This window comes from Sphingobium xenophagum NBRC 107872 (genome assembly GCF_000367345.1).
Taxonomy (GTDB): Bacteria; Pseudomonadota; Alphaproteobacteria; order Sphingomonadales; family Sphingomonadaceae; genus Sphingobium; species Sphingobium xenophagum.
Map to the genome: position 1 here is coordinate 17,466 of NZ_BARE01000017.1, position 18,745 is coordinate 36,210.

The window sequence follows — 18,745 nt, forward strand, 5'->3', positions numbered from 1 at the left end:
CGTCCCAGAATATCGCCAATTCTATATTGATGGCGCGTGGCGTACATCATCGTCCGACAAGATGAGCGCCATCCTGTGCCCGGTGACCGAAAGGGCCATCGGCTCGCTGGCCATGGGCACCCACGCCGATGTCGATGATGCCGTTGCCGCCGCCAGGCGTGCGTTCGCGACATTTTCCCTGACCCCGGTCGAGGAACGGCGCGCGCTGCTGGGGCGGATATTGGCGCTGATGGAGGAGCGGGCCGAAGCGTTGGCGATCGCGATGACCACGGAAATGGGCACGGCGATCAGCTTTGCGCGCGGCGCGCAGGTGCCCTTCGGCATCGCCCATGTGCGGGCGGCGATGGAGGCGCTGAGCGACTATGCGTTCATCACCCACCAGGGATCGACCGCGATCGTGCGGGAGCCGATTGGCGTGTGCGGCCTGATTACGCCCTGGAACTGGCCGCTCTACCAGATCACCGCCAAAGTTGCGCCGGCGATCGCGGCGGGCTGCACGACCGTCCTGAAACCCAGCGAATTGTCACCGCTGAGCGCGCTGCTGTTCGCGCAGATCATGCATGATGCGGGCACGCCCCCCGGCGTCTTCAATCTGGTCAACGGCACCGGGGAAGAGGTTGGGGCTGCGATGGCGTCGCATCCCGACATCGACATGATATCCATCACCGGATCGGTGCGTGCGGGCATATTGGTGGCGCAGGCGGCGGCGGTAACGGTCAAGCGCGTGGTGCAGGAACTGGGCGGCAAGTCGCCCAACATCCTGTTGCCCGACGCCGATTTCGCGCGCGTGGTGCCGTTGGGCGTCGCGTCAGCCCTGCGCAATGTCGGCCAGTCGTGCAGCGCGCCGACGCGGATGATCGTCCCCGTCGACCGGCTGGAAGAGGTGGAGACGCTGGCCCGCCGTCATGCGGAAACCATGATCGTTGGCGATCCGATGGCGCAGGACAGCGTTCTGGGCCCGGTTGCCAACAAGGCGCAGTTCGACCGCGTCCAGCATATGATCCGCGTCGGCATCGACGAAGGGGCGAAGCTGGTCTGCGGCGGTCCCGGTCGTCCCGAAGGATTGAGCGAGGGCTATTTCACGCGGCCCACCATATTTTCCGACGTCACGACCGACATGCGCATCGCGCAGGAGGAGATTTTCGGGCCGGTACTGTGCATCATCCCCTATGCGACGGAAGATGACGCGATCGCCATCGCCAACGACACCGTTTACGGCCTTGGCGGGCATGTCCAGTCGGCGGACCTGGAAAGCGCGCGCCGGGTCGCGCGCCGCATCCGATCCGGCCAGGTGCATATCAATCACCCCGCCTGGGACGCCCACGCCGCCTTTGGCGGTTACAAACAGTCGGGCAATGGCCGCGAATATGGCGTTTTCGGTCTGGAAGAATGCCTCGAAACCAAGGCGATATTGGGATACGGCCCGTCATGACCAACGTCTGAAGGGGCTGTCGCCAGAACCTTTCCCACCTTATTGACTGAACGCAGGCTGGAACTTCATCATGTCCCCCAGAACCAAAAAGATCGCCAGCGACGAAAGTCTGCCCCGGTCCGTCGACGTCGTCATCATCGGGGGCGGTATCGTCGGCGCGGCGACCGCTTATTATCTCGCCAGGCGGGGCCTGTCGGTGGCCCTGCTGGAAAAGGGCTATATCGGCTGTGAACAATCCAGCCGGAACTGGGGTTGGTGCAGGCAACAGAATCGGGACATACGCGAAATGCCGCTGTCGGTCCTGTCGATGCGGCTCTGGGACGGGTTGGCCGATGAAATCGGTCAGGATCTGGGCTTTCGCCGAACCGGCCTTCTCTATGCCAGCGATGATGAGAAGCAGTTGGCCGAATGGGAAAAGTGGCAGGAGGTCGCGCGGCTGTTTGATGTCGAAACGCGCATGTTGTCGGCGCGCGAAGCGGCGGAAACCTTCCCCGAAACCAAGCGCAAATGGCGCGGTGGCATCCACGCTGCCCGTGATGGCAAGGCGGAACCCGCGCTGGCCGCGCCTGTCCTTGCCGAAGGTGCGCGCACGCACGGCGCGACGATCCATCAACAATGCGCCGCCTATGCGCTCGATATAACCAATGGGGCCGTTAGCGGCGTTCACACGGAGAAGGGATTTATCGCGGCCGATGCCGTCCTGTGCGCTGCCGGTGCCTGGGCATCAGCATTTTGCCATACATTGGGCGTGCGCTTTCCCCAGGCCAGCGTGCGCCAGACCGCGCTCCGCTCCCGCCCCGCGCCCAATGTCGGCGAAGTGCTCTATACCCCCGATTGCGCGCTCACCCGCAGGCTGGACGGCAGCTATACGATGACGATCAGCGGCAAGGCCACGTTGGAAGTGACGCCCCAGAGCCTGCGCTACGCCAAGCCGTTCATGCCCATGTTTCTCAAGCGTCTGCGGGCCGTACAGGTGGGTGTCGGCAAATCCTTCTTCGTCGGGCCGGAATCCGTTTCCAGCAGGTGGTCCGCCAAGGAGCGCCGCTTTTCCGACATCCGGGTGCTGGACCCCGATCCCGATCCGAAATTCATCGCTGCGATCCTGGCCAATGTCCGCGCGAGCTTCCCGGCGCTGGCGGACATCGAAGTCGATGAGGCGTGGGGCGCCTATGTCGATTCGACCCCCGACGCGGTGCCGGTCATTTCGCCGATCGAAGGGATTGGCGGCTATTATCTGGCCGCTGGCTGTTCGGGACATGGCTTTGGCGTCGGGCCGGGCATCGGATTTCTGGCGGCGGAACTGATCGCCAATGACAAGCCCAGCGTCGATCCCCACCCCTATCGGCTGTCGCGATGGTCCGATGGGACAAGGATTGAAGTCGGCGCGCTATAATCCTGTGCCAACTGGCGGTGGCGCGAATCCGCCATGCGAGGGCCTAGGCGAGGCGAATGAAGACGTTGGTGGTCAGTCTTTCCTGACATCCCTGGTCCGTGAAGTGATCTGGCGGAATCATCCCTGAATGGAGAGCATTGCTTGGGTAGACCGCGATCCTGCCGGGGTGTCCAGTGATGGCGGCGGTCATTTCATAGTCGTCATTCGACCCGCATATATATTTTTTGCGCGCTCCGAGATGCTCGATGGAGGTTAGATAGTAGCTGAGCTTGTCTTCAGTTATTCGTTCCAGTCCAGTGGCGCGATGGCGGTAGAGGGCCGTGCCCATGGTGGGAGTCAGATAGTGCAAAATGGCGATCATCTTGCCACTGGTGTCATCAAAATGAGGGTTGCTCTGATATCTCGTAAGTTTTTCAGGGCGCGTCGTGACCCTTGAAAGGCTTGCGGATATGGCCCCCAAAATATCTGCTTCGAACGCATCGCTGATAAGAGGCGCCAAGATGTTCAGCATGGGGCCGACATAGCCAGCCATCAGGCTATCACCCGGCTTAAGGAAATGGCGCTCGCCTGGATAAGGACCCGTGGCTTGCGGGTATGGCAACAGCGCGCGCGCGCGACTGACAATCGCGTCAAGGTCGGCGACATAATTGTCGACAATCAGGACCGGTACTTTTTCGCGTCCGACATAGAGCAATTGTGGTTCGATCGTCGTCCGCCTTTCGAGCCTGCTCTCCGCCTCCAGATCGGTCCGCAGCCCTGCAAGCCGAGAACCAAAACGGTCCCGGATCGCCTATTGGTAGCGTTATCCAAAGTCAACTCTGGGCCAGTAGCGCCAGTCCAGTGAGCCCCCGCCTCCATGGGACATAGTCCGTGGAGGCGGGAGTCGTTCCGATCAGGCGTCCACCAGTTGTTTCGCGCCGTGCTGCACCGTCATGCGGTGCGTACCGGCCAGTGCGGTCGTGCGGGTGCGGATGTCCTTCATGAAGTGCCATGAACCTGCGACCTGTTGCGGCGTCACCTCCAGCGAGACATAGCCGCGCTGGCTGGTGTCGCAGAAGGCCATGCCCGGATTGACCGCGCGCAGGGCGCGGGCGATGTCGGCTGGCGGCACGCCCTTGGCATAGGCTTCAAAGCCCGGCGACGTGACGCTATGACCCGCAAATTCCACGCCGACCCGGTCCTTGCCGCCGCCCTGACCGGGGCCGCGATCGCCCAGATTATAGCCCCAGGCATTGTGGCTGTCGCCCGACAGGACGACAAGGTCGGCGTCAGCGCCGAGCGCCGCGTCGTACAGGCGGTTGCGCGCCGCCGGATAGCCGTCCCAGCTGTCCATATTATAGGGCAGGCCCGCCTGCGAGGCGGCGACCGCGCCGGCCAGCGACTTGCGCACGATCTCCGGCGCGTTGGCGGGCACCCAATCGGCTGCGTTGGTCGGAAAACGGCCATAGCCCATGATCACTTGCTGGGCCAGGATTTGCCAGGCGGTGCCTGCCTTTTTGGATTTGCCGAACCCGTCATAGAGCCATTTTTCCTGCGCCGTGCCCATCAGCGTACGGTCCTGCGCGCTCCAGGCGCCATCGCGGAAGTCGGCGAGCGCCTTGGCAACGTCCCCGCGCCCGGCGATCGCCTCGCGCACGTCCAGTTGCTTGTCGCGCCCGGTGATCCGGGTTTCGGGACGGAAGATGGTGGCCAGCGTGCCGATCTGGAAACTGTCATACATCGCGTCGGAAACGGGCATCCATTCGCGATAGACCTTTTCCGCCGCCGCCTTGCGCACGGCCCATTCGCCTTCCTTGTCGGGCTGATGATTTTCCGCGCCGTCCCTATAGGCGTCATTGGCCAGTTCATGATCGTCCCACTGGGCAATCATCGGGAAGGCGGCGTGCAGCGCCTGAAGATCGGGATCGAGCCGGTAAGAGGCGTAGCGCAGGCGATAATCGGCCAGCGTCACCATCTCGTTCGCCGGTTCGATGATGCGGCCAGGCACTGCCTCCTCCAGGCTGGGATAATGGCCGCGATCATATTCGTAGAGATAGTCGCCGCAATGGATGACCAGGTCGATATCGTCGCGCGCGGCGGCATGGCCATAGGCGTTGAAATAGCCAAAGGGCAGGTTGGAGCAGGAAAAGAGACCGATGCCGAAGCGGGATACGTCCCCCTGCGGCAGGGTGCGGGTGCGGCCGATCCGGCTGATCCGGCCATCGGGGGCGATGAAGCGGTAGAAATACCATTGGCCCGGCTGAAGGCCGGTAACGGTTATTTTCGCGGTGTGATCGGCATCGGCGCGGGCCGTGACTTCGCCGCCCGACATGACCTTTGCAAAGGCCGGGTCGGTCGCGACCTCGACGCGCAGCTTGCTGTCGCCCGACCCGACATAACGGGTCCACAGCAGCACGCTATTCGTGCCCGGCTCGCCACTGGCGACGCCATGGGTGAAGCCGCGCAGGCTCAATATCTGCGCAACGCCGGGAACGGGCAGGGCGGCCAGCCCGACGATGCTGGCCTTGATAAGCAGGCGGCGGTCGATGGTGAAGCTCATGGCGGTTCCTTTCCTGCTGCCGTTCAGAAACGGCCGGTCAGCTGCGCCCCGTAGAAGCGCGGTTCGGCGGGGATGAAGGTCGGGATGCCAAAGGCGCCCCCGGTATTGCCTGCGTCGAGCAGGTAATTCCCGTCTGTCGCGTTGCGCACGAAAGCGGAGATTTCGTAGCGATCCTCGGCGAAGCTGACACCTGCGCGCAGGTTGACCAGCATCACACCCTTCTGGCTGATCGCTTCGCTGTTGGGCACTTCGAAATAGATTTTGCTGCGATAGGTAAGGCTGGGCGTCGCAAAGACGCGCATGCCGTTGCCCATCGGCGCGTCGATCGTGAAGCCAGCCGCCGCCTGAAATCTGGGCTGGAGGCGGAACTGGTCCCCGGCGAAGCGGCCATTGGCCGGCTTGTCGTCGATGCCGCCATCGATATAGCCGCCATTGGCGAATATGTTGAGCCAGCTGGTAGGCTGGATCGCGACTTCCGCTTCAACGCCAAGGTTGCTGGCCGTGCCAGCGCTGACCGTGCGGGTCACGCCGTCGCTGCCGGTCACGCTGACCTGGAAATTATCATAGGTCTGATAGTAGACGCCCAGCGAGCCGGAAAAGATGCCACTATTGCCCTTCAGCCCGACTTCATAGTTCCAGACATTTTCTTCCGCGATCCGGTTGATGCGGGCGACGCCCCCGGCGGCGGCGTCCAGATTGACGGTCGGCGAGCGGCGGCCCTTCGACACGGTGGCAAAACCGTTGAGGGCGGGCGAGAAGCGATAGAGGATGTTGAAACGCGGCAGGAAGGCCGCGAAGCTGCCCTGGGTCCGCAGGACGCGACCATTGGTGTTGACCTGACCCGGAATGAGCGGCGCACGGGTCAGCACGGAATTGGGCACATTGGTCACATAGCCCGACCGGCGTTCTTCGATCAGCGCGCGGATGCCGGCCGTCAGTTCCAGCGACGGGCTGGCGAGCCAGGTGCCGTCGGCGAACATCGAATAGCTGTCATTCTTGCCCAGATTTTCAAAGACCGAGCTGTAGGGAATGACGGTGGCCGCGCCGTTGGTGAGGATCGCGGTCGCTTGCGACGCGGCGACGGTGCCGTTGGCCGCGATGCAGGGGAGGCCGGGGATCAGGCGCGCGGCGCACTGGAGATAGGTGCCTTCTTCGGTCGAAAAGGGCACGCGCTGGTGGTTATCCTCGCGAAACAGGTTCCAGCCGAATGCGCCGCGGAAATGATCCCCGGCATAGGCGAAGCGGGTTTCGTGGCTGGCCTGCCAACCCTTCGCCTCCTCGGCAAATTCCAGATACCAGGCGGCCGACCCGTCGGCGTCAAAGACTTCGTTGCTGTCGAACTTGCGATAGCCATTGACCATCGTCAGCGTCCAGTCGTCGGCGAAATCCCAGCTGAAGGTCAGGTTCGCGTCATAGACGTCGCGGTGCAGGCCAAGCTTGTCGCCGCCCAGCACGGTCGACGACAGCGGCGAACCGCTCAGATTGGCCGCGCCGAATGGGTTGCCCGGCCCTTCCGATGTCGGCAGCGCGCGGGATATGAAAGGCGTGCCGGAATTGCGCTGGCGGTCATAGGTCAGGATGAGGTCGGCGGTGAAGCTGTCGGTCGGCTTCAGGCGCAGCGAGCCACGCACGCCCAGCTGGTCGCGCGCATAGAGATCATCCTGCGTCGCGGACAGATTCTTCACATAGCCGTCGCGCTTTTTCCAGGCAAAGGCGATGCGTCCGGCGACCTTGTCCGACCCGCCATTGACGAAGCCGCTCAGCAGCTTGGAATCATAATTGCCGTAGCCCGCGGTCAGCTCGGCGGAAAAGCCGGGCTTGGGCCGGGCGGAGATCATGCTGATCGCGCCCACCGCCGACGCCGTGCCGAACAATGTCGCCTGCGGTCCCTTGATGACCTCGATCCGCTCCATATCGTAAATATCCTGATAGGAGCCGCGCGAGCGCGAAATATCGATGCCATTATAATAGAGGGTGACGCGCGGCGCCTGTTGCGCCGACCCGCTGTCGGACGTGATGCCGCGAATGACGATGCCGGGATTATTGGCGCTCTGTTCCTGGATGTTGAGGCCGGGGATATAGTTGGACAGTTCGTCAAGGTCCGAAACGCCGATTTGCTCCATCCGCTTGCCGCTGACGGCCGAGATGGTGATGGGCACATCCATCGCGCGCTGTTCGATTTTCTGGGCGGTAACGATGATCTGCTCGCCACCGCCCACTTCCGCGTCAGGCGCAGCGGTCTGGGCGATGGCGGGGAAGGCAGTGCTGCTGGCGAGCAGGACGGCAAAAATTTTCATACGGCGTGTCATGATGCGAACCCCCTTTATGGATGGGGACGCCGTTGCCGGAAGGATGTGACTCGCCGACTGCCGGGACATGACAATGTCGTGAAAGTTACGATATTATATTGTCATACAATACCGATCCCAATGGCGCCGAAACGGCCCGTCTGGACCTGTCGCCATGATCGTGACAGCGGACCCCAGCATGCCTTGTTGCGGTGCGTGCTTGCGCGGCACAGGGCCGCGGTAGGCGAGCAGGCGGCATGCCAAACCGCGATCAAAACAGGGCGGCAACCATAGATTCGCACCAGCCGAATTTTAGAGAATTCTTTGAAAGCAGAGATGTGGTGGCGGAGCGGCAGGGATTCGAACCCTGGATACGCTTTTGGCGTATACTCACTTTCCAGGCGAGCGCCTTCGACCACTCGGCCACCGCTCCGCATTGCACTGGAAGTCGCGCTCCCTATCGCGGCGAAGGCGGCTAGGCAAGGGGATGCTTTACTTTCCTGCGCGGTGACGCTCTGATCGGGACATGATCCGATTTTTCGCGCCCGCGCTGCTCGCTTTTATACCCGCTTCTGCCGCCATCGCCGCTGATCCGCCCGCAACGCCCGCCGCCGTGGTGGCCGCCGCCCCGGCCAGCGCCTGGCGCGCGATTGCGGCGGAAAATCTGCTGGTGATGACGATCGAGGGGGGCAAGCGCGTGGTGATAGAGGTCGCGCCTGCCTTTGCGCCGCGCCATGTCGCCAATATCCGCGCGCTGGCAAAGGCGCACTGGTGGGACGGGACCAGCATCAACCGGGTGCAGGATAACTATGTCGTGCAATGGGGCGATGCGACCGAGAAGAAGCCGCTGCCGCCCGGCCTGTCGCCGACCAGTTCCGCCGATTATGTCCGATCGATCGCCAACGTGCGGCTGGCGATCACGCCCTCGCCCTCGGCGGACGCCTATGCGCCCAAGACGGGCTATGTCGATGGCTGGCCGATGGCGATGGATGGCGATGGCGCGTGGCTGCCGCATTGTTATGGCTTTGTCGGCGTCGGCCGGAACGTCTCGCCCGATGCGGGAACGGGGGCGGAGCTTTACGCCGTAAACGGGCAGGCCCCGCGCCAGCTTGATCGCAATATCGCCGTGGTCGGCCGGGTGGTCGATGGCATGGCACATCTGTCCAGCCTGCCGCGCGGATCGGGCGAACTGGGTTTCTACACGGCCGACGAAAAGACAGTGCCGATCCTGTCGGTGCGATTGGCGAGCGAATTGCCCGAAGCCGAACGGCCGCATTTTCAGGTGATGGACGTCGCTTCGCCCAGCTTTGCCGCCTATTTGCGGCTGCGCGCCAACCGGAAGGATGATTTTTACGATCGCCCCGCTGGCGGCGTCGACCTGTGCAATGCGCCGGTGCCGGTGCGCGCCGCGCCATAAAGGAACATTCGCCGCCCCATTCGCGCTATAGCCGCAGCATGATAGCGGGAGAGAGCGGATGATCGTAGGCACCGTCAAGGAAATCAAGAATCACGAATATCGCGTCGGGCTGACCCCCGAAAGCGTCCATGAACTGACTGCGCATGGTCATGAGGTGCTGGTGGAAACGGGCGCGGGCGACGGGATCGGCGCGCATGACGCGCTGTATGAGAAGGCGGGCGCCAGGATCGTCGCCACCGCTGCGGAGATATTCGCCAGCGCCGAAATGATCGTGAAGGTCAAGGAGCCGCAACCGGGCGAACGCGCCATGCTGCGCGCCGGGCAGATCCTCTACACCTATCTGCATCTGGCCCCCGATCCTGACCAGACCCGCGATCTGATCGCCAGCGGGGCCGTCTGCATCGCCTATGAAACGGTGACGGACGATCAGGGTGGCCTGCCGCTGCTCAAACCCATGAGCCAGGTGGCTGGTCGCATGTCGATCCAGGCGGGCGCGACGGCGCTGGAAAAGGCGCATGGCGGGCGTGGCGTGCTGCTGGGCGGCGTGCCGGGCGTGCTGCCTGCCAAGGTGGCGGTGATCGGCGGCGGCGTGGTCGGCTTCAACGCGGCGCAGATGGCGGCGGGGCTTGGCGCGGACGTGACGATTCTGGACCGCAGCCCGCAAGTGCTGGAGCGGCTGGGCATGTATTTCGAAGCGCGGGCCAAGACGCGCTTTTCCAACCGCGCCAATCTGGCCGATTGCGTGGCGGACGCTGATCTGGTGATCGGCGCGGTGCTGATCCCCGGCGCGGCCGCGCCCAAGCTGGTCAGCGCGGACATGCTCAAAAGCATGAAGAAGGGTGCGGTGCTGGTCGATGTCGCGATCGACCAGGGCGGCTGTTTCGAAACCAGCCATGCCACCACCCATGCCGACCCGACCTATATCGTCGATGGCATCGTCCATTATTGCGTCGCCAACATGCCGGGCGCGGTGGCCCGCACCAGCACCTATGCGCTCAACAATGTGACGCTGCCCCATGCGTTGCGGATCGCCGATCTGGGATGGAAGGATGCGTTGCGCAGCGACCCGCATTTGCTGGCGGGCCTCAATGTGTGGGACGGCAAGATCACCTATGGCGCGGTCGCGGATGCGCTGGGTCTGGACCATGTTTCGGCGGCACAGGCGGTCGCCTAGATAAGCCACCGTCCAACTTTTGCCTGTTCCTGTTGCGGGTTAGCCGCGCCTGTTCGTCTAGCCAGACAAGGGGCGCTGTTCCGTGTCCCTTATCCGGTTTCGCCGAAGAGAGGCATGGTTTCCCGTGATGATCGATTCCCCGACATTCGCCCCCTTGACCTGCAAGGGCGTTAGCAACAGCTTGATCAAGGGTCAGGCACGGGAACAGGGGGCGCGGTGATGCACGGTGATGTCATGACCTGGCTGGTGCCGCTGGTTTCCATGCTGGCGGCGGGGCTGTTCGCCGGCTTTGCCGCGGGCATTTTCGGTATTGGCGGCGGCTTCGTCGTCGTGCCTGCCTTGTTCGTCGTGCTGCCCCTGCTGGGCGGCACGCACGATGCCATCGCCCATGTCGCGATCGGCACGTCGGCGGCGACGATCATCGTCACCTCCATTCGCTCGCTCCTGTCCCATGCCAAGCGCGGGGCGGTGGAGTTTGAGATACTCAAGACCTGGGCGCCGTGGATCATTCTGGGCGATGGCATGGGCGTGTTGTTGGCGGGCCATGTCGACGGGCGCATCCTGACCATGATCTTCGCCGGGGGCGTATTCCTGATGTCGCTCAACTTCCTGCTGCCCAAGGTCGGCGACAAGGTGATCAGCCAGGACATGCCGTCGGGGATCGCGCGGGTCGGCATTGCCGGGGGGCTGGGCACATTTTCCGCGCTGCTGGGGATCGGCGGCGGGACGATCGCGATCATGGTGATGACCTTGTGCGGTCGCTCGATCCACCGCGCGATTGCCACCGCGTCCGGCGTCGGCACGCTGATCGCCATTCCCAGCGCGATCGGCTTTGCGCTGATCGGCCTTAAGGAAACCGGCCTGCCCTGGGGGTCGCTGGGCTATGTCAATGTGCCCGCGACGCTGGCGATTGCCTCCATGTCGGTGCTGACCGCGCCGCTCGGCGTCGCAGTCGCTCATGCGCTGCCCGCCAAGCCGCTCAAGAAGATTTTTGGCGTCTATCTGGTCGTCATCGCCTTCGTCATGTTCCGCAACGCCCTGAAAATCTGACGGCGTGGGGCGTCACTAACAGCCATTGTCACTGGCGGCCTTTCCCTTCATTCGTGTAGCGGGGGGCGTTATGGGGCATAGTGACCAGATTTCCGTGCTGTTGGTGGAGGATGACGCGGCCGCGCGCGCCAATATCGCCGCGATCCTCAGCAGCGCGGGCATCAGCGTGGAACAGGCCGAAGATGGCGCGACCGGCCTGACGCGCGCGGGCAGCGGCAGCCATGACGTGCTGATTCTGGACCGGATGCTGCCTGGCTATTCGGGCATCGACATCGTCACCCGGCTGCGCGGCGCGGGGGTAGGGGCGCCAGTCCTGATGCTGTCCGCGCTGGGGCGCAGTGAACATCGGGTCGAAGGACTGGAAAGCGGCGTCGATGACTATCTCGCCAAGCCGTTCGAGCCGGACGAACTGGTCGCCCGCGTCCGGGCCTTGTGGCGGCGCGCCAGTCGCCGCAGCCATGATCCGGTGCTGCTGTTTGGCGATCTGGAATGTCATGCCAAGGCGCGCACCGCCTATCGGCAGGGCCGGCACCTGGCGCTGTCGCCCAAGGAATTTGAACTGTTCCGTTACCTGATGGACCATGCTGGCGAGGTGGTGACGCGCGAAATGCTGCTGCGCCATGTGTGGAAGCTGAATTTCGATCCGCAGACCAATGTCGTCGACGTCAATGTTGGCCGCCTGCGCCGCAAGCTGGAGGAGGGGTTTGACAGCCCCGTGCTGGAAACGGTGTGGGGCACCGGATACCGGCTGATCGCGGTCGGGGCCGGGCCTGCCGGCGGATCGACCAGCGGACCGGCCGGTGGCTAGGATCAATCTGTTCCACTCGGTCTTTGGCCGGGTCACTCTGTCGGCGCTGCTGGTCAGCCTGTTGTCGACGCTGGCGCTGTTCCTGGTCGTGGAAAAGATTGTCGTCGATGATGGCCGGGCGAGGCTGGCGCGGGAGGTCGATACCGATCTGGCCGGGCTGGCGGATATTTATGTCAGCGGCGGCGACGCGGAATTGCGCGCGCGCATCGCCGACCGGCTGTCGGTCGAACAGCAGGATGGCGAACAGGGCTGGTATCTGCTGGCCGACGCGCAGGGACGGCGCATCGCGGGCAATCTTGATCGCTGGCCCAAATTGTCCGCCCATGTTTCCGAAGCGCGATTCGTCACCCTGCCCGATGGGCAGCGCATGTTCGCGCGGGCGACCCGGCTTGGCCCGTCGGCGCAATTGCTGGTCGGGCGCAGCGATATGCGCGGACAGGCGCTGCTTGCCCGGCTGGCGATGGCCTTTGCCGTCGCGGGCGCGCTGATCGCGTTATTCAGCCTGCTGGCGGGTCATTTTGCCGCGCGCCGCCTGCGCGTTCGGGTGGAGGCGGTCAACGCCACCTTTGCGGCGGTCCGGGCCGGGCGGATTGCGGCACGGGTGCCGGGCGCCGGAACCAGTGACGAACTGACCGAACTGGCCGCCAACACCAATGCGATGCTGGATCAGGTCGAACGGCTGATAGAGGCGCAGCGCGCCGTGTCGGACCAGACCGCGCATGAAATCCGCACCCCGCTGATGCACCTCGACACCCGCATATTGAAGGCGATGGAAGGGACGCAGGACAGCACGCTGCTGCGCACGCTCGACCAGTCGCGCGGCGAGATTCGCGGGGTCGTGCGATTGCTCGATTCGCTGCTCGACATAGCGGGCACGCAGGCGCTGCGCGGTGACCTGCGTGGACTGGCGGAAGTCGATTTGAGCGACATAGCCGAGACGCTGGCGGACCTTTATGGCGCAAGCGCCGAAGAATTGGGTATCGGCTTTCATGCCCGGATCACGCCCGGCGTCATGCTGCGCGCGGACCCGATGCAGATGATGCGGCTGATGTCCAACCTGCTCGACAATGCGTTCAAATATGTGCCGAGCGGCGGGTCGGTGGCGCTGATCCTGTCGCCCGGCCCGCGCATCATCGTGCAGGATGACGGCCCCGGCATCCCCGCCGCCGACCGCACGCGCATTTTCGAACGCTATGTTCGGCTTGATGTCGGGTCAGGCGGCGGGCATGGGCTGGGACTGGCGCTTGCCAGAGCGATTGCGCAGCGGCATGAACTGTCGCTGCATGTGGAGGATGCCGCGCCCGGTGCGCGGTTCGTCGTCCAGTTGGAGGATCTGGCGGCTGGAGGGTCGGGATGATTAGGCTGTTGCTGCCCGCATTGCTGCTTGTCGCGCCGCCCGCCGCGCCCGCTGCGGACATGCTGCCCGCCGACCCGGTGCTGCGCACGCTGATGGAGGGGGACGCCGCGCTGGCTGGCGGCAATGCGGCGCAGCTTATGGACGTGGCGCAGATTCTCAAGGCGTTGGGCGCGACACCGGCCGAGGGACAGGATGACCTCGCCGCGCTCTGGACGCAGGAGGCGCAGACGCGCGGCGTGACCCGGTCCACCCTGGCCTTTCGCGGGCGGGCTCTGGGTCCGGCCTACCGGCGCGGCTTGCTGGAGGCGGGCGGCAGCTTCACCATGCGGCAATTATTCCTGGCCGGGCAGCGCGCGCAGATTTCCATTGCCCCGGCGAGTGGGGCTGGCGGCGCTGGCCTGTCGATCCGGGTACAGGGCAGCGACGGCGCGACCCTGTGCGCGAAAGCGGTCGGCGGGCCGCAGGCGGACTGCGCCTGGCTGCCGGTCTTTACCGAACGCTATGATATTGTGATAGAAAATGGCGGATCGACGCCTGCGGGATTCTATCTGATCATGCGCTGACCGCCGCTCGGTTCGTCGCTACGCGGGCGCGCTTCATCCATTCTGTCAGTTCATTCAGGCGAAAAAGGCCGGGGTCTGGGCGTTGTGTCCTCCATGTTTCATGAGGAATGAGGAGAAACCCGATGAAGCGTTCGTCTTTTCTGGCCGCTGCTGCCCTGCTCACCCTGACCTCCACCACGGCCTTCGCCCAGGGTGAAGGCCCGATCAGCTATGAAGAGCAATTGGCGCAGGTTGAAAACCAGTTGACCTATCAGTCGCCGATCGCCGGGGTCGAGAATGATTATTGGTTCAATTATCAGACCGACCTGGCCGAAGCGCGCAAGGAATTGACCAAGGATCTGCGCCGCTCGTCCGATGCGGAGGATAATCGGGACGCCTGGGAAGAATATCGCGCCGAACTGGCCGACGCCCGCGGCGATTATGCCAAGGAAATGGCCGAAAAAGGCTATCCGGTCGGGCAGGTGCGCGTGTTGAGCGACAATGGCCGGTGAAGAGGCGACGGGGGAGGGGACTGCCCTTTCCCCGTCCCTCAGTCGGCGTCGGGATCGCGGAAATTCAGCCGCCGCGTGACGGTATAGTCCAGCACGCCGACCAGCAGATAGCTGATCCATTGCTTGGCCAGCGTCAGCATCGTGCGGGTGGCGCGGTGGCTTTCCATCGTTACCACCTGGCTGTCCCGCGCCAACCGATCGATCAGCCCGCGCACCGACGTCGCGAACCCGGCATCGTCGATCCGCAGCATCACCTCCAGATTGATGAACAGGCTGCGCATGTCGAAATTGGCCGATCCGATAAACACGGCATCGTCGATGACGATCAGCTTCATATGCAATTTGCGCGGGCTATATTCGGCGATCTTCACGCCACGCTTGAGCAGCGGGCCATAGAGCAGCCGCGCCGCCTCTATCGTCGTGCGATTGTCCGATTTGGCGGGCAGGATGATCCGCGCGCCCTTGCGACCTGCGGCGCGGGCGATTCGCTTGAGCATCCCGCGCCCCGGCGAAAAATAGGCTGCGACCATGTCGACGCGCTGCGCATGCTCCAGATCATGCTTGACCACCTGCGCCCAGGGGCTGAGCCGCCGGGTCGGCCCGCCGATCAGCCAGCGGAACGGATCGGCCGGGTCATGATGAAGCGAGGGGTGCCAGTGGCGCACCATGCGCCGCAGCGTGCGGAACCGCTGCTTTTTGGTCGAGACCCAGCGCCAGAGCTGCCCATACCAGCGGGTCATCGCCTCGACCTGCGGCCCTTCTATCCATAGGCCCATGTCCGCCCAGCTATCGCGCGGCGGGATGCCGAAATAGCCATTTTCGACATTGAAGCCGCCGATCAGCACTTGCGTGTCATCGGCAATCGCCATCTTCTGATGGTTGCGGATCAGGTAGCGGGTGGACCGGCGCGTGCCGAAACGGCCGAAATGAGCGCCTGCCTCCACCAGAGGGGCAAAGAAGCTGTCAGGCGTACGCGCCGATCCGAAGCCGTCGACCATCAGCGTCACCATCACGCCACGCGCCCGCGCCGCGACCAGGGCGTCACGCACCGCCATGCCGCAGTCATCGCCCGAAAAGATATAATAATAGAGTTTGAGCGACGTCCGCGCCCCTGCAATCAGTGCGATCAGCGCATCCAGCAGGGCTGCGCCGTCGACGATCAGGCGCAGGTGATTGCCGTCCAGCGTGACGGCGATGTCGGGCACGTCGGCTTGCGCGCCTGCTGGCCTGTGGGTCGCCATCGCGCCCTCATGCCGCCTTTTGGCAGCGCGCGCCATGGCTTTATGGCCTTTTCATTGACTTGTAACAGGGGCGCTGCTAACCGGCCAACTGATCATTCCATTTGTTGCAGGAGGCCCGTTTGGCCCGCGTTACCGTCGAAGATTGCGTCGACAAGGTTACCAACCGTTTTGACCTCGTTCTGCTCGCCGCCCAGCGCGCGCGGGAAATTTCGGGCGGCGCAGAGCTGACCGTGGACCGCGACCGGGACAAGAATCCCGTCGTCGCCCTGCGCGAAATCGCTGAAGAAACGGTGCTGCCCGCCGAACTGCATGATTCGGTTGTCGCCTCGCTTCAGAAGGTGCAGATTGACGATGACGATACGCCGGACGAAATCGGCTCGATCGCGCAGTCGGCCGAAGCCCTGCGCCTGACCGCCGCTGCGCCGCCGCGCAACCAGAATATCGGCGGCGATTACGACGGCTGATCCACGGGATTGAGTTTGGAGAGGGAAGAGGCCCGGCCTGCGCAAGCAGGACCGGGCCTCACTTATTGGCGGCGGCTATTCCCTCTCCCTTCAGGGAGAAGCGCGCGCGCTCACCCCGCAGGCCGCGCGATGCGCTTGCCTTTGGTCCGGCGGGTGAGGTGAAATTGCCCGCAGCGGTCGCAGCGATAGGGGCGGAGGATGATGGTCGCCTGCTCTACCGCTGCCTGCGCCTGCTCCTGCGTCGGATAGCGGCGCTTGGCGGCACAGATGCGCAGGCGGGTGCTTTTCACAGACCAGTCACAGCGGCGGCAAGGCCCAGTCGATCGGCCCGCGCCCATGCGCCTCCAGAAAGGCGTTGGCCTGCGAAAAGGGGCGTGATCCGTGAAAGCCGTTATGGGCAGACAGCGGGGAAGGGTGGGCGGACTTCAGCACCAGATGCCGGCTTTGATCGACAAACGCCGCCTTGCGCTGGGCATAGGCGCCCCACAGCAGGAATACGGTGGGCTTTTCCTGCTCCGCCACCAGCCGCACGACGGCATCGGTGAATAATTCCCACCCCTTGCCCTGATGCGATGCGGCGCGCGCCATTTCGACCGTCAGCACGCTGTTGAGCAGCAGCACGCCCTGCCTGGCCCAATGTTCCAGAAATCCGTGGGATGCGCGCGGGATGCCCAGGTCCGCCTCCATCTCCTTGTAGATGTTGACCAGGGATGGCGGGGTGCGCACGCCCGGCTGGACCGAAAAGCACAGGCCATGCGCCTGCCCTTCGCCATGATAGGGATCTTGCCCCAATATCACGACCTTGACCTGGTCCAGCGGGGTGAGGTCGAGCGCGCGGAAATAGTCGCGCCCCTTGGGGAAGATGCGTTTGCCCGCCGCCTTTTCCGCCGCCAGAAAGGCTTTCAGCCCCTGCATATGCGGGGTGGTGAACTGGTCGGCCAGCGGGGTCAGCCAGCTTTCGTGCAACTTGATCGCGCTACTCATGGCGCGGGTGATGGCCCGCCCGATAAAGGCCTGTCAACGCGCGAATCGCGGTAAACTCTCTTGCGCTTGGCCTGCGCTTTGGCGACATGGGACGCATGGTTCCGTTTCGTCCCATCGCCATGCTCGCCGCCCTTGGCCTGTTCCTCGCGCCGCTGCCCGACGCCGACGCCTTTGGCCCTGCCAAGACAGCGGTGCAGCAAACCGCTGAAACGCGGCTGATCGCCCAGTTCCAGCGCTTTGCCAGCCTGACCGACGGCACGGTCGGCATCGTCGTGCGCGACCTTGGTACCGGGGAAACGCTCTCGCTCAATGGCGACACGCTCTTCCCGATGGCCAGCGCCTACAAGGTCGCGGTGGCAGGGCGGATCTTTGCGATGGTCGACGCGGGCGCGCTGACGCTGGAGGATCAACTCGCCAGCCCGGCGGGTCCGGTTTCGGTCGCCACGCTGCTGGACCTGATGCTGACCCGCAGCGACAATGACGCGACCGACCTGCTCGTCGCGCGGGCAGGCGGCCCGACGGCGGTGCATCAATGGGTCGCGGGGCTGGGCATCCGCGGCTTGCGGGTGGACAGCAACACCGCCGACCTTCTGTATCGCGCCATGGGCCTTGCGCCCCAGCCGGGCAATTTCCACCGCAATGTCGCCGCTGCGATGGCGGCCGACCCGGCGTTGCGCGAACGCGATGCACATGACATCCCCAACATCGCCTTCGCCCGCGACCCGCGCGATACCGCCACGCCGACCGCGATGACCGATCTGGTCACCGCGATTCGCACCGGCAAAGCCCTGTCGGGGCGCAGCACGGTGGCTTTGCTGTCGATCATGGAACGGTGCCGCACCGGCAAGGCGCGACTGCCCGGCATGTTGCCCCCCGGTACGCTGGTGGCGCACAAGACCGGGTCGCTCAACGGCACCGGCAATGATACCGGCGTCATCAGCCTGCCCGATGGACGGCTGTTCGCGATCACCGTATTCGTGATGCAGGATCATAAGGGGCATGAGACGCGCGACCGCATCATGGCGGAGGCCGCGCGGGCAAGTTATGACTATTTTCTGTTCGCGCCTGATAGAGGCACGGTCTGACGCACAGCCCTTAACATCGATCAACTCTGTGGATAGGGTGGCGGTAGAGAGGATTGCCGTGCCCGCCATCACCCGATTTCGCGACTTCTGGCCCTACTATCTGCAGGAACATGCGCGTCCTGGCACGCGCGCGTTGCATTATACCGGGACCAGCATGGTCGTGGCGCTGCTGACGGCGGCGCCCATTGCCGGGCGCTGGTGGATGGCGCTGGCCCTGCCGATCGTCGGCTATGGTTTTGCATGGATTGGCCATGGCCTGATCGAACGCAACCGGCCTGCCACCTTCCGCTATCCATTCTGGTCGCTGCGCGCCGATTTCGTGATGTGGTACCGTTATTTGACCGGGCATATCCGCCGCGATCTCGCGCGCGCCGGGGTGCGGCCCGATGGCACGGTGGACCCCGACCGGCGCGTGTCGGCCTAGCACCACTGCTTGACCGCACCCGGCGCTCTGCGACA

General features: G+C 64.2%; 18 protein-coding genes and 1 tRNA gene. 12 read left to right on the forward strand and 7 right to left on the reverse strand.

Annotated elements, in window-relative coordinates; all coding sequences use genetic code 11:
- Positions 1-25: 25 nt before the first annotated feature.
- Complete coding sequence (locus SX1_RS09675) at positions 26-1,432, forward strand: aldehyde dehydrogenase family protein (RefSeq protein WP_086012673.1); 1,407 nt, start codon at positions 26-28, stop codon at positions 1,430-1,432.
- A 70-nt stretch (positions 1,433-1,502) separates the two neighbouring features.
- Positions 1,503-2,825, forward strand: coding sequence for an NAD(P)/FAD-dependent oxidoreductase (locus tag SX1_RS09680; protein ID WP_019052856.1), 1,323 nt, complete (start codon positions 1,503-1,505; stop codon positions 2,823-2,825).
- Between the two features lie 43 nt (positions 2,826-2,868).
- Here SX1_RS09680 and SX1_RS09685 read toward each other — a convergent pair whose 3' ends face one another.
- The 4 genes from SX1_RS09685 to SX1_RS09700 all read right to left on the reverse strand — a co-directional run bounded on the left by SX1_RS09685 (position 2,869) and on the right by SX1_RS09700 (position 8,085).
- Positions 2,869-3,519: a DUF6445 family protein gene (locus SX1_RS09685; protein WP_019052857.1), complete on the reverse strand. Its 651-nt coding sequence runs from the start codon at positions 3,517-3,519 to the stop codon at positions 2,869-2,871.
- A 198-nt stretch (positions 3,520-3,717) separates the two neighbouring features.
- Positions 3,718-5,364 carry an alkaline phosphatase D family protein gene (locus tag SX1_RS09690; protein ID WP_019052858.1) on the reverse strand — a complete coding sequence of 549 codons (1,647 nt, stop codon included), beginning with the start codon at positions 5,362-5,364 and terminating at the stop codon, positions 3,718-3,720.
- A gap of 23 nt (positions 5,365-5,387) precedes the next feature.
- Positions 5,388-7,661 carry a TonB-dependent receptor gene (locus tag SX1_RS09695; protein ID WP_019052859.1) on the reverse strand — a complete coding sequence of 758 codons (2,274 nt, stop codon included), beginning with the start codon at positions 7,659-7,661 and terminating at the stop codon, positions 5,388-5,390.
- Between the two features lie 333 nt (positions 7,662-7,994).
- A tRNA-Ser gene (locus SX1_RS09700) sits at positions 7,995-8,085 on the reverse strand.
- Between the two features lie 93 nt (positions 8,086-8,178).
- On the opposite strand from SX1_RS09700, the gene SX1_RS09705 reads away from it, so the two are divergent.
- From SX1_RS09705 to SX1_RS09740, 7 genes are all read left to right on the forward strand, one after another.
- Entirely contained in the window at positions 8,179-9,069 is an 891-nt protein-coding gene (locus tag SX1_RS09705; protein WP_019052860.1) for a peptidylprolyl isomerase, read from the forward strand.
- Between the two features lie 58 nt (positions 9,070-9,127).
- Positions 9,128-10,243, forward strand: coding sequence for an alanine dehydrogenase (gene ald / locus SX1_RS09710; RefSeq protein ID WP_019052861.1), 1,116 nt, complete (start codon positions 9,128-9,130; stop codon positions 10,241-10,243).
- 219 nt (positions 10,244-10,462) lie between these two features.
- Entirely contained in the window at positions 10,463-11,293 is an 831-nt protein-coding gene (locus SX1_RS09720) for a sulfite exporter TauE/SafE family protein (RefSeq protein ID WP_017183934.1), read from the forward strand.
- Positions 11,294-11,363: 70 nt separating this feature from the next.
- Positions 11,364-12,101: a response regulator transcription factor gene (locus SX1_RS09725; protein ID WP_017183935.1), complete on the forward strand. Its 738-nt coding sequence runs from the start codon at positions 11,364-11,366 to the stop codon at positions 12,099-12,101.
- Positions 12,094-13,458 (forward strand): sensor histidine kinase, encoded by a 1,365-nt coding sequence (locus tag SX1_RS09730; RefSeq protein WP_019052862.1) that lies wholly within the window; start codon positions 12,094-12,096, stop codon positions 13,456-13,458. The genes SX1_RS09725 and SX1_RS09730 overlap by 8 nt, the downstream gene beginning before the upstream one ends.
- Complete coding sequence (locus SX1_RS09735) at positions 13,455-14,021, forward strand: hypothetical protein (protein ID WP_017183937.1); 567 nt, start codon at positions 13,455-13,457, stop codon at positions 14,019-14,021. Before SX1_RS09730 ends, SX1_RS09735 begins: the two co-directional genes overlap by 4 nt.
- 122 nt (positions 14,022-14,143) lie before the next feature.
- Positions 14,144-14,512 (forward strand): hypothetical protein, encoded by a 369-nt coding sequence (locus tag SX1_RS09740; protein ID WP_019052863.1) that lies wholly within the window; start codon positions 14,144-14,146, stop codon positions 14,510-14,512.
- Between the two features lie 38 nt (positions 14,513-14,550).
- Here the strand turns inward: SX1_RS09740 and SX1_RS09745 are convergent, their stop codons facing one another.
- Complete coding sequence (locus SX1_RS09745; protein WP_019052864.1) at positions 14,551-15,789, reverse strand: phospholipase D-like domain-containing protein; 1,239 nt, start codon at positions 15,787-15,789, stop codon at positions 14,551-14,553.
- 83 nt (positions 15,790-15,872) lie between these two features.
- On the opposite strand from SX1_RS09745, the gene rpoZ reads away from it, so the two are divergent.
- A complete protein-coding gene (gene rpoZ / locus SX1_RS09750; RefSeq protein WP_026002539.1) occupies positions 15,873-16,217 on the forward strand; it encodes a DNA-directed RNA polymerase subunit omega in 345 nt (114 codons plus the stop codon).
- A gap of 110 nt (positions 16,218-16,327) precedes the next feature.
- On the opposite strand, the gene SX1_RS09755 is transcribed toward rpoZ, so the two are convergent.
- Complete coding sequence (locus tag SX1_RS09755) at positions 16,328-16,507, reverse strand: hypothetical protein (protein ID WP_019052865.1); 180 nt, start codon at positions 16,505-16,507, stop codon at positions 16,328-16,330.
- 7 nt (positions 16,508-16,514) lie between these two features.
- Entirely contained in the window at positions 16,515-17,201 is a 687-nt protein-coding gene (gene ung / locus SX1_RS09760; protein WP_019052866.1) for a uracil-DNA glycosylase, read from the reverse strand.
- 95 nt (positions 17,202-17,296) lie between these two features.
- On the opposite strand from ung, the gene SX1_RS09765 reads away from it, so the two are divergent.
- Both SX1_RS09765 and SX1_RS09770 read left to right on the forward strand, forming a co-directional pair.
- Positions 17,297-18,286 (forward strand): serine hydrolase, encoded by a 990-nt coding sequence (locus SX1_RS09765; protein ID WP_026149639.1) that lies wholly within the window; start codon positions 17,297-17,299, stop codon positions 18,284-18,286.
- Positions 18,287-18,344: 58 nt separating this feature from the next.
- Positions 18,345-18,710, forward strand: coding sequence for an Mpo1-like protein (locus tag SX1_RS09770; protein WP_019052868.1), 366 nt, complete (start codon positions 18,345-18,347; stop codon positions 18,708-18,710).
- The last annotated feature ends 35 nt before the right edge of the window (positions 18,711-18,745 follow it).